Raw genomic sequence first — 14,069 nt, 5'->3', positions numbered from 1 at the left:
CGTCTCACCACCCCCCCCCGGAAACGCGTAAGCCCCCCCGCCCCCCGGCGCCACTAAACGGGGTGTGCCCTAGTTCCCGCACGGGCACACCCCGTCCCCATGCCGGTTCGATCAGACCCGGATCGCGTCCCGATCGGGGTCGACGTCCTGCAGGTCGCCGTTCGCCGGGTCGAACGCCTTCGCCTTCGCGGCCGCGGCGTCGTCGCCCAGGTACCTGCGCAGCCCCTCACCCTCGACGTCCACGTTCGGGATGAGCTTGCTCAGCCACGCCGGCAGCCACCACGCGGACTTGCCGAGCAGGGCCAGTACCGCCGGCACGATGGTCATCCGGACCACGAACGCGTCGAACAGGACGGCGGAGGCGAGGCCGAAGCCGATCATCTTGACCATCGAGTCGGGCGCCCCGATGAAGCCGGCGAACACCCCGATCATGATCAGCGCGGCGGCCGTGACCACCCGTGCACCGTGCTTGAACCCGCTGACCACGGACTGCCTCGGGCTCTCGCCGTGCACGTACGCCTCGCGCATCCCGGTGACCAGGAAGACCTCGTAGTCCATCGCGAGTCCGAATACGATGCCGACCAGGAAGATCGGCATCATGCTCATGATCGGCCCGGTCTGGTCGACCCCGATCAGGTTGCCGAACCAGCCCCACTGGAACACCGCGACCACCGCGCCGAGCGAGGCGACCACCGAGAGCAGGAAGCCGCCGGCCGCCTTGAGTGGCACCAGGATCGACCGGAACACCGCCATCAGCAGCAGGATCGCGAGGCCGACCACGAGGGCCAGGTAGGGCAGCAGCGCGTCGTTCAGGCGCTGGGAGAAGTCGATGTTCAGCGCGGGACCGCCGCCGACGAGCGTGTCGGCACCGGTACGGGCCTTGGTCTCGTCCGCCGTGGCACGGATCGCGTGCACCAGGTCCTTGGTGGCGTTGCTGCTCGGCTTGGAAGCGGGTGTGATCTCGATGATCGCGGTGTTCTCCGCCTTGTTGAAGGTGGCGGGAGCGATCGAGGCGATGCCCTTGACCTTGCCCAGCGCGTTGGTGACCTCGGCCGCCGCGGCCCTGCCGTTGTTGTTCTTCGCGGCGTCCACCACGACCAGGAGCGGCCCATTGAAGCCGGGACCGAAGCTGTCGGTCAGCAGGTCGTAGCCGCGACGCTGGGTGGTGTCGGTCGACTTCACGCTGTCGTCCGGCAGACCGAGCTCCATGCTCGTGGCGGGCAGCGCGAGTGCGCCCAGGCCCAGCACCGCGACCACCAGGACCTTGACCGGGCGGCGCAGCACGAACTGCGCCCAGCGGGTGCCCATGTTGGGCTTGTCCGTGCCCCGCCGGTGACCGGAGCCGCCGGCGGCGATCTCGGCCTCCCGCCGGGCGAAGCGCTTGCGGTCCTTGCGGCCGAATATGCGCTTGCCCGCGAAGCCCAGGATGGCCGGCACGAAGGTCAGCGCGACCAGTACGGCGACCGCGACGGTCCCGGCCGCGGCCAGGCCCATCTCGGTCAGCATCGGGATGTCGACCACGGCCAGGCCGGCGAGCGCGACCACCACGGTGAGGCCGGCGAAGACCACCGCGGAGCCCGCGGTGCCCACCGCCCGGCCGGCCGCGTCCTCGGGTTCGCGGCCCTGGGTCAGCTCGCTGCGATAGCGCGAGACCACGAACAGCGCGTAGTCGATGCCGACCGCCAGGCCGAGCATCATCGCCAGCGTCGAGGTGGTGGGGGAGAGGTCGAACACGCCCGCGAGGGCGGTGATGCTGCCGACGCCGACCGCGACGCCGAGCAGCGCGGTGAGCAGCGGCAGACCTGCGGCGATCATGGCGCCGAAGGTGATCGCCAGGACCACGGCCGCGATCAGGATGCCGACGATCTCGCCGTTGCCCGGGCCGGAGTCGGTCTGGAGCGCGTCACCGCCGACCTCGACGATCAGGCCGGCGTCGCGGCCCTGCTGCGCCGCGTGCGAGAGCGTGTCGCGGGTCTTGTCGAGCAGCGTGTCCGCCGGTTCCTGGTAGGCCACAGCCGCATACGCGGTGGTGTGGTCCTTGCTGACCGTGCCCGCCTCGAACGGGTCGGCGGCACTGGCCACCTGGTCGGTGCCCTTGAGCGCGCCGACCACCTGCAGGACGGCCGCCTTGTTCTGGGCGGCGTCGATCTGCTGGCCGGCGGGCGCGCGGAAGACGATCCGCGCACTCGCACCACCGGCGGCGGCCTCGGGCGTGCGGGCCTTCAACAGGTCGACGGCCTTCTGCGCCTCGATGCCGGGAACCGAGAAGGGTTTGGCGGCCGGAGCGGACGCCTGCGAGGCGCCGAATCCGACCAGGGCGAGGATCGCAACCCAGAGCAGGACGACCAGGCGTCGCCGCCGAAAGGCGGCCCGACCGAGTCGGTACAGGAATGTGGCCATGAAGGAGTCTCCAGGCTCGTGCGAGTCGGGACGTGGGGAACAAAGGCGTGCGGGATCGGCCCGGGGCGACACGTGTCACCGGCACCGGGCGGGATCCGAAAGGAGTGTGAAGCGAGCGGGTATGGGCAGGCGTAAACAACGGTCCGGCAGGTGTGAGCAGGTCACATGCCCGAATGGCCGAGCAGTTTTACTAGCCGGACAGTAGAAATTATGCCGGGCCCCAAGCCCCGCGTACGTCCTTCCGAAGGTGTGGACACGCGTACTACGTGGGGCGTAGTTTCTACTGGCCGTACAGTAGATATAGGTGTCGAACGGCACACACAGCGCCTGCAACCGGGAAGGGATCGCACGTGACCGGCCAACGAGGCGACACCCGGCGCCGGGTCCGCGAGACCGCGTTGACCCTGTTCGCCGACAAGACCTACGGCGCCACCACGCTCCAGGACATCGCCGACGCGACGGGGGTGACCAAGGCGGCCCTGTACTACTACTTCCGGACCAAGGAAGAGATCCTCGCCGACCTGGTCGAGCCGGCCATCGCCGAACTGGAGGAGATCCTGGACCGGGCCGAGGGCCAGTCCTTCTCGCCCGCCGCCACGCGCGAGTTGTTGCTCGCGATGGGCGAGCTGTACGCGGGCGATCGACGCCGGCTGATCATTCTCATGTTCGACCGGACCTTCAAGTCCGTGCCGGTGCTGGGCGAGCGGGCGATGGTGTGCCGAGAGCGCACCCAGCAGGCGCTGGCGCGCGGGTGCGCGCACGACTCGGCCGGCGATGTGCGCGCGATCGCGGCGTTGGCGGCGCTGACCGTCCCGCTGGCGGTGCTGGAGGGATACGAGGATCTGCGCTCGTTGGTCGCCCCGGCGGTGGCGGCGGCGTGCGCGGTGCTCGGCATCCGCCCGCCGCGCGGGAACGCGGCGGTCACGGGAGAGGCGACGAAGCCGGTGCCCGGGAAGGCGCCCACGGCGACGGTGGGTTGAGCACCGACCACCACCGAGCCCCCGACGTACTCGACGCCGGGCCGCCGGGTACCGCCCCTCGGTGAGAGCAGGGGCGGTACCCGGTTTCGGATCAGGCCCAGTACTCCACGTACAGCGAGAAGCCGACCGCGCCGTTGCCGGTGCAGTGGTATGTGCTCGCACCGGCGTAGTGCACGTACATCGCGCCGGTGTTCCGGCACTCGTCCAGGTATCGGTAGGTCGCGATGTAGCTTCCGCTCGCCGCCTGCGCGGAGCCGGCTCCCACCGTCACCAGCCCCACCGATGCCGACGCCGCGAGTGCCAGACCCGCCATGCGTCGTGTCAACTTCGACATACATTCCCCCGTTCGTCGATCAAGCACGAGCGCTCATGGTCCAACTCCGATCGAAGCGCGTCAAGATCCGTCACGCAGGGGTAACGACCCCATACGGAAAGGGAGTTGGTCGCAAGCGGCAAGGCGGGAGAAAGCGGGGGATGGGGCGGCGATTCGGGCTACGCGAGATACATCTCCAATTGGATGTCGTTCGGGTCGCGGAACGCGATCAGCGTGAAGCCCGTCGCGGGGGTGACCCGGATTCCCGAGTGGGTGACGCCGGCCTCGGTCAGCCGAGCCTCCTACGCCTCCAGGTCGGCGCGGGTGTCCACGGTGAAGGCCAGGTGATCGAGACCGGGCGTGCGCTCGTTGAACGCCGCGCCGGCGTCCGCGTGCCGGTGTCGGGTCAGCGCGACGACCACGCCGCCGGGGTGACGCATGATCCGCCGGTCGAAGTCGTCCGTGTCCCAGGGGAACACCGGTACGAAATCCAGGACTTCGGAATACCACCGGACCGAGGCGGCCAGGTCGCGAACGTTCGGCGCGACGTGATGGACCCCGGAGAGCTCGCCTTCGACACGTGTTCCGCCCTTCGTGGCCGCTCGTGCCCGCTCATCCGTGCGAGCGGGATCGCCCGAACCTACTGCCCGTGACCGCGACCCTCCCCGGGCCGATCACCTCGGCCGGCGCCGGTCGTTGTGCGGCCGTGCCGGCCCGCCGCAACGACGACCGGCACGGCCACCTCACCGGAACCTGAAGTCGACCGACCGCCGAGCACTCCGGGATCGGGGGCGCGTCACACCACCCGCACGTCCACGCCCAGGTCGCGCAGGCCCGACACCGCCTCGATCGGCGCGCTCTCGTCGGTGATGACCATGTCGAGGCCGGTGGCCGGGCAGACGTGACCCAGGCCGGTGCGGCCGAACTTGCTTCCGGTGCAAACCGCGACCACGCGCTGCGCCGAGGCGATGGCCGTCTGCTTGATCGGGACCTCGGTCAGGTCGTTGGCGGTCAGGCCGTGGTCGACGGACAAACCGCAGACACCCAGCACCGTGGTGTCCACGCGCAGCGTGCGCAGCGAGGTCTCGGTGAGATGGCCGCCCAGCGTCAGCGCGCCGGGCGTGGTCCGGCCGCCGGGGACCAGCAGGCGTACGTCGGGCGCGTTGCCCAGGACGTACGCCGCATGCAGGTCGAGTGGGACCACGGTGACCCGGCGACGGGCCAGCACCCGGGCGATGGCCAGGCTGGTGGTGCCGCCGTCCAGGATCAGCGATTCGCCGTCGGTGACCAGCGCGTCGAACGCGGCGGCGATTCGGCGCTTGCTCTCCGGCGCCTCGTGCTCGCGTACGCCGAACGGCAACACCTCGCCGCGCAACACCAGGCTGACCGCGCCGCCGCGGACCCGGCGCAGCACGCCCTGCTCGGCGAGTTGGTCGAGGTCGCGACGGATGGTCATCTCCGAGCAACCGGTCTCCTCGGCCAGCTCGGCCACGGTGACGCGTTCCGACGTGCGCATTCTCTCGATGAGCAAAAGCTGGCGTTCCGAACCTTCCATGTGTTCAATCAAACGTGTTGTATGTTCGAAAGTCAATCGAGTCAAACAGTCCCAGCGACCCAAGCGGTTCAAGCAACTCGATCAAGGAGCTTCCATGCGCACCGAGTGGATCGTCTTCGACTTCGGCGGGGTCATCTGCATGCCGCCGCCCGACCACGCGAGCGAGGCCCTGGCCCGCACCGTCGGGGTGACCCCGGCCGAGTTCTGGCCCGCCTACTGGCCCGATCGTGCGGCCTACGACGCGGGCACCCTGAGCGCCGCCGAGTTCTGGAACGGCCTGTGCGCACGGCTGGATCGCCCGGTACCGGACCCGGATCGGCTCGACCTGCTGGTGGCCGGCGACCTCGCCGCGTGGATGCACCTGAACCAGGACACCCTCGACCTGCTGGCCGAACTGGCCGAGCTCGCCGACCGGGGTGTCGCCCTGGCGCTGCTGTCCAATGCCCCGGCGGAAATGGCCCGCCGTATCGACGAGCAGCCGTGGGCGCGGGTGTTCCGCCACCGGCTGTTCAGCGCCGACCTGGGCCTGGCCAAGCCCGACCCGCGCATCTACCACCGCCTGTGCGCGCAACTGGAGGCGCGGCCGGGCGAACTACTGTTCGTCGACGACCGTTCGGAGAACCTGGACGCGGCCAGGGCCCTGGGCATCGAGTCGCTCCTGTTCACCGACACCCCCACGCTGCGCGCCGACCTGGACCGGGCCCGGGCCACCGGGTCGGTCCGGTGAGCACCGAGGCCGACGCCCCGGCCGACACCCCCGGCGGCATACCCGGACACCAAGCCCACCCGCAAACACCCGCGACCGTGCCTCCGCACGCCGGCGGGTCCGGGCGGCCGGTGCCGCAGCCCCCCGACCGACCCGCCGACGTCCCGGCGTTCCCACCCGGCGCGGCGATCGCCGCATGCGTGGCCTTCGTGCTGATCGGCGCGCTCCAGGCGCTGTACGGACCGGCCATCCCGGCGCTGCGCGAGGAGTTCGACCTCGGCCCCGCCAGCGCCGGACTCGCGCTGAGCGCACACTTCGCCGGCGCGCTGCTCGGCGTACTCGGCGGCGCCGCGCTCCGCCGCCGCGGGCCCGATCGCCGACTCCTGGCGATCTCCTGCCTGGCGATGGCCGCAGGCGCCACCGGGTTCGGCCTCGCCGGGTCCTGGCCGCTCGCGCTGGGCGCGGTGTTCGTGCTGGGGCTCGGCTTCGGCGGAATCGACTACGGCCTCAACGTGATGGTCGCGGCCGGCTTCGGCCGCCGCGGCCCCGCCATGCTCAACATCCTCAACGCGCACTTCGGTCTCGGCGCCATCGCCGGACCGGCCCTGCTCGGCGCACTCGGCGCGAACCGCTATCCCGTGGTGTTCGTCGGTTGCGCGGTGGCCTCCGTGCTGATCGTCCCGCCGCTGCTCGCGGTGCGCGACGCTCCGACCGGCAGCGCGGGTCCCGCACGGGCCGGCGAAAGCCCGCCGCGCACGACGGCGATACTGATGGCGGCCTTCGTCACCCTGTACATCCTGCACGTGGGCATCGAGACCGGCGTCGGCGGCTGGGAACCCACCCACCTGGAGGCGCTCGGCCACTCCACCTCGACCGCCGCCGGTGCAACCGCCGGATTCTGGCTCGCGATGACCGTCGGCCGCTTCCTGGTCGCGCCGATCAGCCTGCGGCTGAGCCCGCGGGTGGTGGTGTCGGGCAGTTGCGCGGCGATGACCGGCTTCCTGTTCCTGGCGGCGGTGCCGGTCCTGGCCCCGTACGCATACCTGGGCGTCGGACTCGCCATCGCGCCGATCTTCCCGACCGGACTGGCCTGGTTGGCCGAACGCGTCCCGGGTTCGGCGAGCGCCGCCGCGTGGGTGATCGCGGCCTCGATGATCGGCGGCATCGCCTTCCCGCCGCTGCTCGGCGCGGTCTTCGAGGTCTCCTCCGCGGCCTGCTCCATCCCGCTGCTGCTCGGCGCCCTGTCGATCCTGTGCCTGGCCGCCGCGGTGGGCTGTGCCCGGATCGCACAGGACGTCGGACCACGAGTCGGATCGCGGCTCGGGCGCCGGCTCGGCGGCCGGAGCTGACGGGCGGGTCCGCGACCCGATTCGACCGGTGCGCCCACTCGCGCGCATGGATCGAATGACCCGAACGTGCGCCGAAAAGAACGTCAGGTCCATACCAAGAGCTCGCCATGGGCGATCAATATTCGCCCCCCCGAATCCGGGAACGGCCGGGAAATCCGGTTCGGCAGCCGAAACACCACTTGTTCGAATCACCGAGTGTCAACCGGGCGATCGCGACTCGATTTCACCGGGCGCCGTTCGACGGGATGTCCGAAGCTCGTCGTGTCGATCGTTTCCGAACGAACCGAGAACCGCCCATGCACCCGTCCGACCATCCTCCCCGCCCCGGAGAACCGTCCGCGGGCCCGGCGGTGTATCACGGTGCCGCCGCGCCCGCTTCGCGCACTCTCCTCGACATCCTCGACGCCACGGTGGAAAACCACCCGCACGCACCCGCCCTGGACACCGGCCGCGAGGTGTTCGACTATCGGCGATTGCGCGCCGAGGTCGAACACCGCGCCCGGCGACTGGCCGCGCACGGAATCGGCCCGGGCGATCGCATCGGAATTCGAATTCCGTCCGGCACCGCCGAGTTGTACCTGTCGATTCTCGCGGCCCTGCGCAGCGGCGCCGGCTACGTGCCGGTGGACGCCGAAGACCCCGACGAGCGGGCCGCGACCGTCTTCCGCGAGGCAGGCGTGCACGCGATCCTGACCGGCGACCCGGACCCCACGCCGACCGCGACCCGGGCTGACGCCGCGTCGCGCACCGAACCCCACGCACCGACGCCCGACGACGTCGCGTGGATCATCTTCACCTCCGGCTCCACCGGTGCGCCCAAGGGCGTTGCCGTCACCCACCGCAGCGCCGCCGCCTTCGTCGACGCGGAGGCTCGACTCTTCCTGCCGGAGCGGCCGTTGGGCCCGGGCGACCGGGTCCTGGCCGGGCTCTCGGTCGCGTTCGACGCGTCCTGTGAGGAGATGTGGCTGGCCTGGCGCAGCGGCGCGTGTCTGGTACCCGCCCCGCGGGCCCTGGTCCGGGCCGGGCCCGAACTCGGGCCGTGGCTGGCCGAGCGCGGCATCACCGCCGTTTCCACCGTGCCGACTCTGGCCGCGCTGTGGCCGGACGAGGCACTCGCGGCGGTCAGGTTGCTGATCGTCGGCGGCGAGGCGTGCCCGGCCGAACTGGTCGCCCGATTCGCCGCCGCGCCCGAGCGGGAGATGTGGAACACGTACGGTCCGACCGAGACCACCGTGGTCGCCTGCGCGACCCGGCTGCGCCCGCATCGACCGGTGCGCATCGGCCTGCCGCTCGCGGGTTGGCGACTGGCCGTGGCGGACGAGACCGGCCGGCCCGTCCCGTGGGGCGCCGAGGGCGAGTTGCTGATCGCCGGCGTCGGCACCGCGCGCTACCTGGACCCGATCAGGGACGCCGACCGGTTCCGTCCGTGCGCGGCGCTGGAGACCGAGCGGGCGTACCGGACCGGCGATCTGGTCCGCGCCGATCCCGAGGGCCTGGTCTTCCTGGGCCGGGCCGACGACCAGGTCAAGGTGGGCGGCCGGCGGATCGAACTCGGCGAGATCGACGCGGCGCTCGGCGCGCTGCCCGGTGTGCTCGGCGCGGCGGCGACGGTGCGACAGACCCCCGGCGGCCTAGCGGTCCTGGTGGGCTATGTGGTCACCGATCGCACCTCGGACGGGCCCGGATTCGACCCGGTCCAGGCCCGGTTGCAGTTGGCCGAGCGACTGCCCGGGTCGCTGGTGCCGGTGCTGGCCGAGATCGACGCGTTGCCCACCCGTACCTCCGGCAAGGTGGATCGCGACGCGCTGCCCTGGCCGCCGGCCTCGCCCGCGGATACCGCGAAACGGCTCGACGGTACCGCGGGTCGACTCGCCGAGGACTGGAATCGGCTGCTGGGCGTGCGACCGCACGCGGATGCCGACTTCTTCGCGCTGGGCGGCACCAGTCTGGCCGCCGCCCGGCTGGCATCCACCCTGCGCGAGCGGCATCCGGGCCTGTCCGTGGCCGACCTGTACCGCCATCCCACCCTGGTCGGCATGGCCGCGCACTTGGACGCGTCGGCGCCCGCCGAGCCCGAGACCCGCGAGATCCGGCCGGTCCCGCGCTGGGTGGGCGGCTACCAATTCCTGTTCCAGACCGGCCTGTTCGGCATCCTGGGGCTGCGCGCCCTGGTCGCACTCGCCGCCGTCGACAACGTGATCGCGATGGTCGGAGCGAAGACGTGGGCGCCCTACACGTCGTGGTGGCTGGTGCTGCTGGGCTGGTTCGTGCTGTGCGCGGCGCCGGTCCGGCTCGCGATCGGCGCGGGTGCGGCGCGCATGCTGACCCGGGACGTGCGACCGGGCGAGTACCCGCGCGGCGGGTCGGTGCATCTGCGGCTGTGGACCGCGGAACGCATCGTCACGACGTTCGGGGTGCGGGCACTGCTGGGCACCCCGTGGGCGGCGGTCTACGCCCGCGCGCTGGGCTGTCGGGTCGGCCGCGACGTGGCGTTGCACACGCTGCCGCCGGTCACCGGGCTGGGCACCTTCGGCGACGAATGCGGCGTCGAGCGCGAGGCGGACGTGTCCGGGTGGTGGCTGGACGGCGACCGGCTGCGGATCGGCGCGGTCCGGGTCGGCGCGGGCGCCCGCGTCGGCCATCGCAGCACGCTGCTGCCCGGCGCGGTGCTGGGACGCGGCTCCGAACTGGCCTCGGGCGGCTGCCTGTCCGGTGCGGTCCCGGCCGGGGAGAGCTGGGCCGGTTCGCCGGCCCGGGCGGTGGGCCCGGCCGAGCGGCCGACTCCGCGAACCACCGCGCCGTCGCGATGGTGGCGGCTCGCCTACCCGCTCGGACTCGCGGTGCAACCGGTGCTCGCCTTCACGGCCGCCGTGCCCGTCCTGATCGGCGCCTACCGGCTCGTCCGGGACTGTCCGACGCTGACCGCGGCGACCGCGCTGCTGCTTCCGGCGGCGCCGGTGTTCGCGCTCGTGGGCGTGCTGTGCTGGTTGTTCGTGCTCACCGTGACGGTGCGGCTGCTCGGGCGCGGCATTCGGCCCGGGCTGCATCCGCAGTTCGGTCCGGTGGCCTGGCGGGCCTGGCTGGTCACCCGGTTGCTGGACGGTTCGCGGGCGAGCCTGTTCCCGCTCTACGCGAGCCTGGCCACACCGGTGTGGTTGCGGTTGCTGGGTGCGCGGGTGGGTCGGGGCGCGGAGATCTCCACGGTGCTCGCGCTGCCCTCGCTGACCCGGATCGAGGACGGCGCGTTCCTGGCCGACGACACCCTCGTGGCGCCCTACGAACTGCGCGGCGGGTGGCTGCGGTTGGAGACCGTACGGATCGGCAGGCGTGCGTTCGTGGGCAATTCCGGGATCGTCGCGGGCGGCCGCGAGGTGCCCGAGCACGGCCTGATCGGCGTGCTCTCGGACGCGCCCGCGCACAGCGAGCCGGGCTCGTCCTGGCTGGGCCGTCCCGCGATGTCGCTGCCTCGGGTGGCGGCGCCGGCCGATCCCGCGCGCACGTTCGCGCCCAGCCGCCGGTTGATGGCGGCGCGGATCGCGGTTGAACTGTGCCGGCTGCTGCCGTTGGTGTGCGCGCTGGTACTGATGGAGGCCGTGGTACTGGCCCAGGAACGCGCCTTCGACGTGGGCGGGCTGGGCCTGGCCGCACTGGTCGGCGCGCCGGTGCTGCTGGCCGCGGCGGTGGTCGCCGCGTCGATCGCCACGGCCGCCAAGTGGCTCCTGGTGGGCCGGTTCCGGGTGGCCGAGCACCCGCTGTGGTCCTCGTTCGTGTGGCGCAACGAGTTGTACGACGTGTTCGTGGAGTCGCTCGCGGTGCCCTGGATGGCCCGCTCGTTCCTGGGCACGCCGATGCTCAACTGGTGGTTGCGCAGTCTCGGTGCGCGGATCGGGCGCGGTGTGTGGTGCGACACGTATTGGCTGCCCGAGTCGGACCTGGTCCGGCTCGGCGACGGTGCGGGCGTGGATCGCGGCTGTGTGCTCCAGACCCACTTGTTCCACGACCGGATCATGCGGCTGGACACGGTCGAACTGGGCGCGGGCGCCTCGCTCGGCCCGCACGCGGTGGTACTGCCCGGCACGCTGGTGGCGGCGCACGCCTCGATCGGCCCCGCGTCGTTGGTGATGCGCGGCGAGACGATCCCGGCGGGCACGCGCTGGGCGGGTAATCCGGTGGCCGGCGAGCACGTGCGGTGAGCGGTGCGGGCCGCGGTACCGCAACGGTCCGCCGACGTCCGACGGGGGTCGGGGTGTCGGCGGACCGGAGCCCGGAGCTTGCCTCGGCGCGCGGGATGCGTGGCGTGCGCCGAGGGTGGTTCGGGTCGCGAGCCGGTCGGCAGCCGGGCGTCACGCCCCCTGCTTGGCCTCGATCTCCAGGACGATGGTGATCTTGTCGCCGACCGCCGCGCCGGCCGGGCCGCCGGTGACGCCGAAGTCGGCGCGGCTGATCTCGGTGGTGGCGGTGAAGCCCGCGACCGGGCTGCCGTCGAAGCCGGTGCCGAAACCGTTGAGTTCGAGTTCGAGGCTGACCCGCTTGGTCACGTCGCGCAGGGTGAGGTCGCCGTCGATCCGGTAGACCACCGAGGACTCGGCGTGGATGCCGGTGGACACGAAGGTCAGTTCCGGGAACTTGTCCGTGTCGAGGAAGTCCTCGTTGCGGATGTGGTCGTCGCGCATCTTGTTGTTGCTGTTGACCGAGGCGGTCTTGATGGTGGCGGTGACCGACGACTCGAGCGGGTTCTCGGCGGTGACGATCGAGCCGCCGAAGTCGTCGAAGCGGCCGCGGACCTTGGCCACACCCAGGTGACGTACGGAGAACGAGACGTCCGAGTGGACCTGGTCGATGGTCCAAGTGCCCGCGACGTAGCCGGGGATGGTCTCGACGGAGGTGGTCATGGGAGCTCCTTGGGTGCGTGGCGCTGAGTTGCGCCGGTGTTCGGTCGATCCGCCGGCGTGGACCGCGGCGGCGTTTATTGAACGCTCAGCAACATAGCACCCACAAGTTGATCCTTCAACAAGTATCCTTGCCTCATGAACGACGACGATCCGTTGACCGCTTCCGAGCAAGAGATCTGGCGGTCGTACTTCACCGGGACCAGGGAACTCGCAGCCCACCTGGACCGGCGGATGCGCCGCGAGACGGGCATGCCGATGACGTACTTCGAGATCCTGGGCCTGCTCGCCGAGTCGCCGGACCGGCGGATGCGGATGAGCGAGCTGGCCGCGGCGTCGCTGTCGTCGACGAGTCGGGTGTCCCACGCGGTGACCGCGCTGGAGAAATCGGGCTGGGTCTCCCGCTGCCCGGTCGAGGGGGACCGCCGGGGCTGGATCGCGCGCCTGACCGAGGCGGGCCTGGCCGCGCTGGCCGCCGCCGAGCCGACCCACGCGGCGACGGTGCGTCAGCACCTGTTTCACGTGCTGACGCCGGCTCAGGTGGCCGCGATGGCCGAGATCGGGCGCGCCATCCAGGACGGCCTGGGTGTGGTCTGCGCCGGCGCGCGGGCGGCGGCCGCCGCGGGGGAGGGGGCGGACGCGGATGCGGACGTCGAGGAGATCGACACCGGGATGGACTGCCCGCTCGACGGCCCGGAGTGCGACGGTGACGCGGAGTAGGGGATCGTGACGCCGGGAGCCGGGAGCCGGGAGCCGGGAGCCGGGAGCCGGGCCGTGGTGTGTGGCTTGGTGGTCCTGGCGGTCGCCGTTGTCGGTCGGCCTTCGCCGGTCGGCCTCTGTCGGCGGTCGCCCTCCGACGACCGGGCTCCCGGTGGCCGCGGGCCCGGCTCCGGTTCGGCTCGGTCTAGTCGGGGGGCGTCCGGTCGGTGGGCCGGGTGCCTATCACGACGGTGGCGTACAACTCTTCGGACTCGACGACCCGCGGAACCAGGCCCGCGTCGCGAAAGACCTCGACGGCGTGTGGTGCCTGACGCTCGCTCGTCTCGACCAGCAGTCGGCCACCGGGGGCGAGCCAGTGCGGCGCCGCCGCGGTCACCCGGCGCTGGATGTCCAACCCGTCGGAGCCGCCGTCGAGGGCCACCCGAGGTTCGTGGATCCGGGCTTCCGAGGGCAGGAGTTGGATCTCCTCGGTCGGCACGTAGGGCGTGTTGGCGACCAGCACGTCGATCCGCCCGCGCAATGACGCCGGCAGCGGCGCGAAGAGGTCGCCCTCGAAGACCCGGTCGGCGGCGATGTTGCGCCGCGCGCACCGCACCGCCGCCGGGTCGATGTCGGCGGCGTACAAGTCGATCCGGTCCACCTCCGCGACCAGGGCCGCGCCCAGCGCGCCCGAGCCGCAGCACAGGTCGACCACGACGGCCCCGGGACGGGCTGCCGCGACGGCTTGCTCGACCAGGAACTCGGTACGCCGACGCGGTACGAACACGCCGGGGTCGACGGCGATCCGCAGACCGCGGAACTCGGCCCAACCGAGCACGTGTTCCAGGGGGAGCCCGGCGACGCGGCGATCCACCATGACGGCGAGTTCGGCCGGGCCGGCCGCGCCGGCGACGAGCAACGCGGCCTCGTCCTCGGCGAACACACAGCCGGCGGTACGAAGCCTGGTGACGATCACGGACGTGGGGCAGGGTGATACGGGAACCGACATGAGAGCCTTTCGGATGCCGAAGGGTGCTCTCGCGGACCCACCTACGCCAAGTGGACCGCACGGTCGTGGAAGGAGAGCACCCGACCTGATACAGCGGTAATCGGTGCCACCTCCTCGAACTCGAACCGGTTTGCCCAGGGTTGGACGCGGCGGCCACACTACCCGACGC

10 protein-coding genes and 1 pseudogene are annotated in these 14,069 nt (G+C 71.8%); 5 read left to right on the top strand and 6 right to left on the bottom strand.

Features of this window, described 5'->3' with window-relative positions; translation table 11 throughout:
* Positions 1-111: 111 nt before the first annotated feature.
* The gene (locus tag ABZS54_RS28145; protein ID WP_355541906.1) at positions 112-2,400 is read right to left on the bottom strand and encodes an MMPL family transporter; all 2,289 of its coding nucleotides are present in this window, start codon (positions 2,398-2,400) and stop codon (positions 112-114) included.
* 350 nt (positions 2,401-2,750) lie between these two features.
* Between ABZS54_RS28145 and ABZS54_RS28140 the strand changes: the two genes are divergently transcribed.
* Positions 2,751-3,380 carry a TetR/AcrR family transcriptional regulator gene (locus ABZS54_RS28140; RefSeq protein ID WP_355541903.1) on the top strand — a complete coding sequence of 210 codons (630 nt, stop codon included), beginning with the start codon at positions 2,751-2,753 and terminating at the stop codon, positions 3,378-3,380.
* 91 nt (positions 3,381-3,471) lie between these two features.
* Here the strand turns inward: ABZS54_RS28140 and ABZS54_RS28135 are convergent, their stop codons facing one another.
* From ABZS54_RS28135 to ABZS54_RS28125, 3 genes and pseudogenes are all read right to left on the bottom strand, one after another.
* Positions 3,472-3,714 carry a hypothetical protein gene (locus ABZS54_RS28135; RefSeq protein WP_355541900.1) on the bottom strand — a complete coding sequence of 81 codons (243 nt, stop codon included), beginning with the start codon at positions 3,712-3,714 and terminating at the stop codon, positions 3,472-3,474.
* 281 nt (positions 3,715-3,995) lie between these two features.
* Positions 3,996-4,238: pseudogene (locus ABZS54_RS28130) on the bottom strand (VOC family protein); the annotation flags it as partial.
* Positions 4,239-4,489: 251 nt separating this feature from the next.
* On the bottom strand, positions 4,490-5,248 hold the full coding sequence (locus ABZS54_RS28125) for a DeoR/GlpR family DNA-binding transcription regulator (protein WP_355541897.1): 759 nt from the start codon (positions 5,246-5,248) through the stop codon (positions 4,490-4,492).
* Positions 5,249-5,342: 94 nt separating this feature from the next.
* Here ABZS54_RS28125 and ABZS54_RS28120 point away from each other — a divergent pair, with 94 nt between their 5' ends.
* From ABZS54_RS28120 to ABZS54_RS28110, 3 genes are all read left to right on the top strand, one after another.
* Complete coding sequence (locus tag ABZS54_RS28120; protein WP_355541894.1) at positions 5,343-5,975, top strand: HAD family phosphatase; 633 nt, start codon at positions 5,343-5,345, stop codon at positions 5,973-5,975.
* Positions 5,972-7,303 (top strand): MFS transporter, encoded by a 1,332-nt coding sequence (locus ABZS54_RS28115; RefSeq protein ID WP_355541891.1) that lies wholly within the window; start codon positions 5,972-5,974, stop codon positions 7,301-7,303. The genes ABZS54_RS28120 and ABZS54_RS28115 overlap by 4 nt, the downstream gene beginning before the upstream one ends.
* 296 nt (positions 7,304-7,599) lie before the next feature.
* Entirely contained in the window at positions 7,600-11,496 is a 3,897-nt protein-coding gene (locus ABZS54_RS28110) for a Pls/PosA family non-ribosomal peptide synthetase (protein WP_355541888.1), read from the top strand.
* A gap of 150 nt (positions 11,497-11,646) precedes the next feature.
* On the opposite strand, the gene ABZS54_RS28105 is transcribed toward ABZS54_RS28110, so the two are convergent.
* Positions 11,647-12,195: a YceI family protein gene (locus ABZS54_RS28105; protein ID WP_355541885.1), complete on the bottom strand. Its 549-nt coding sequence runs from the start codon at positions 12,193-12,195 to the stop codon at positions 11,647-11,649.
* 135 nt (positions 12,196-12,330) lie between these two features.
* Here ABZS54_RS28105 and ABZS54_RS28100 point away from each other — a divergent pair, with 135 nt between their 5' ends.
* Positions 12,331-12,912 (top strand): MarR family transcriptional regulator, encoded by a 582-nt coding sequence (locus ABZS54_RS28100; RefSeq protein ID WP_355541882.1) that lies wholly within the window; start codon positions 12,331-12,333, stop codon positions 12,910-12,912.
* Positions 12,913-13,096: 184 nt separating this feature from the next.
* Here ABZS54_RS28100 and ABZS54_RS28095 read toward each other — a convergent pair whose 3' ends face one another.
* On the bottom strand, positions 13,097-13,900 hold the full coding sequence (locus ABZS54_RS28095; protein WP_355541879.1) for a putative protein N(5)-glutamine methyltransferase: 804 nt from the start codon (positions 13,898-13,900) through the stop codon (positions 13,097-13,099).
* Positions 13,901-14,069 lie beyond the last annotated feature (169 nt).

Source organism: Embleya sp. NPDC005575, from assembly GCF_040605455.1.
In the GTDB taxonomy this organism is placed as follows: Bacteria; Actinomycetota; Actinomycetes; order Streptomycetales; family Streptomycetaceae; genus Embleya.
Note: the sequence above shows the minus strand (reverse complement) of the source record. Positions and strands in the feature narration are given on the sequence as shown.

Coding starts and splice junctions, on each gene's coding strand:
- ABZS54_RS28095 (WP_355541879.1), bottom strand. CDS start 13,900: ATGTCGGTTCCCGTATCACCCTGCCCCACGTCCGTGATCGTCACCAGG.
- ABZS54_RS28110 (WP_355541888.1), top strand. CDS start 7,600: ATGCACCCGTCCGACCATCCTCCCCGCCCCGGAGAACCGTCCGCGGGC.
- ABZS54_RS28145 (WP_355541906.1), bottom strand. CDS start 2,400: ATGGCCACATTCCTGTACCGACTCGGTCGGGCCGCCTTTCGGCGGCGA.
- ABZS54_RS28135 (WP_355541900.1), bottom strand. CDS start 3,714: ATGTCGAAGTTGACACGACGCATGGCGGGTCTGGCACTCGCGGCGTCG.
- ABZS54_RS28120 (WP_355541894.1), top strand. CDS start 5,343: ATGCGCACCGAGTGGATCGTCTTCGACTTCGGCGGGGTCATCTGCATG.
- ABZS54_RS28125 (WP_355541897.1), bottom strand. CDS start 5,248: ATGGAAGGTTCGGAACGCCAGCTTTTGCTCATCGAGAGAATGCGCACG.
- ABZS54_RS28105 (WP_355541885.1), bottom strand. CDS start 12,195: ATGACCACCTCCGTCGAGACCATCCCCGGCTACGTCGCGGGCACTTGG.
- ABZS54_RS28100 (WP_355541882.1), top strand. CDS start 12,331: ATGAACGACGACGATCCGTTGACCGCTTCCGAGCAAGAGATCTGGCGG.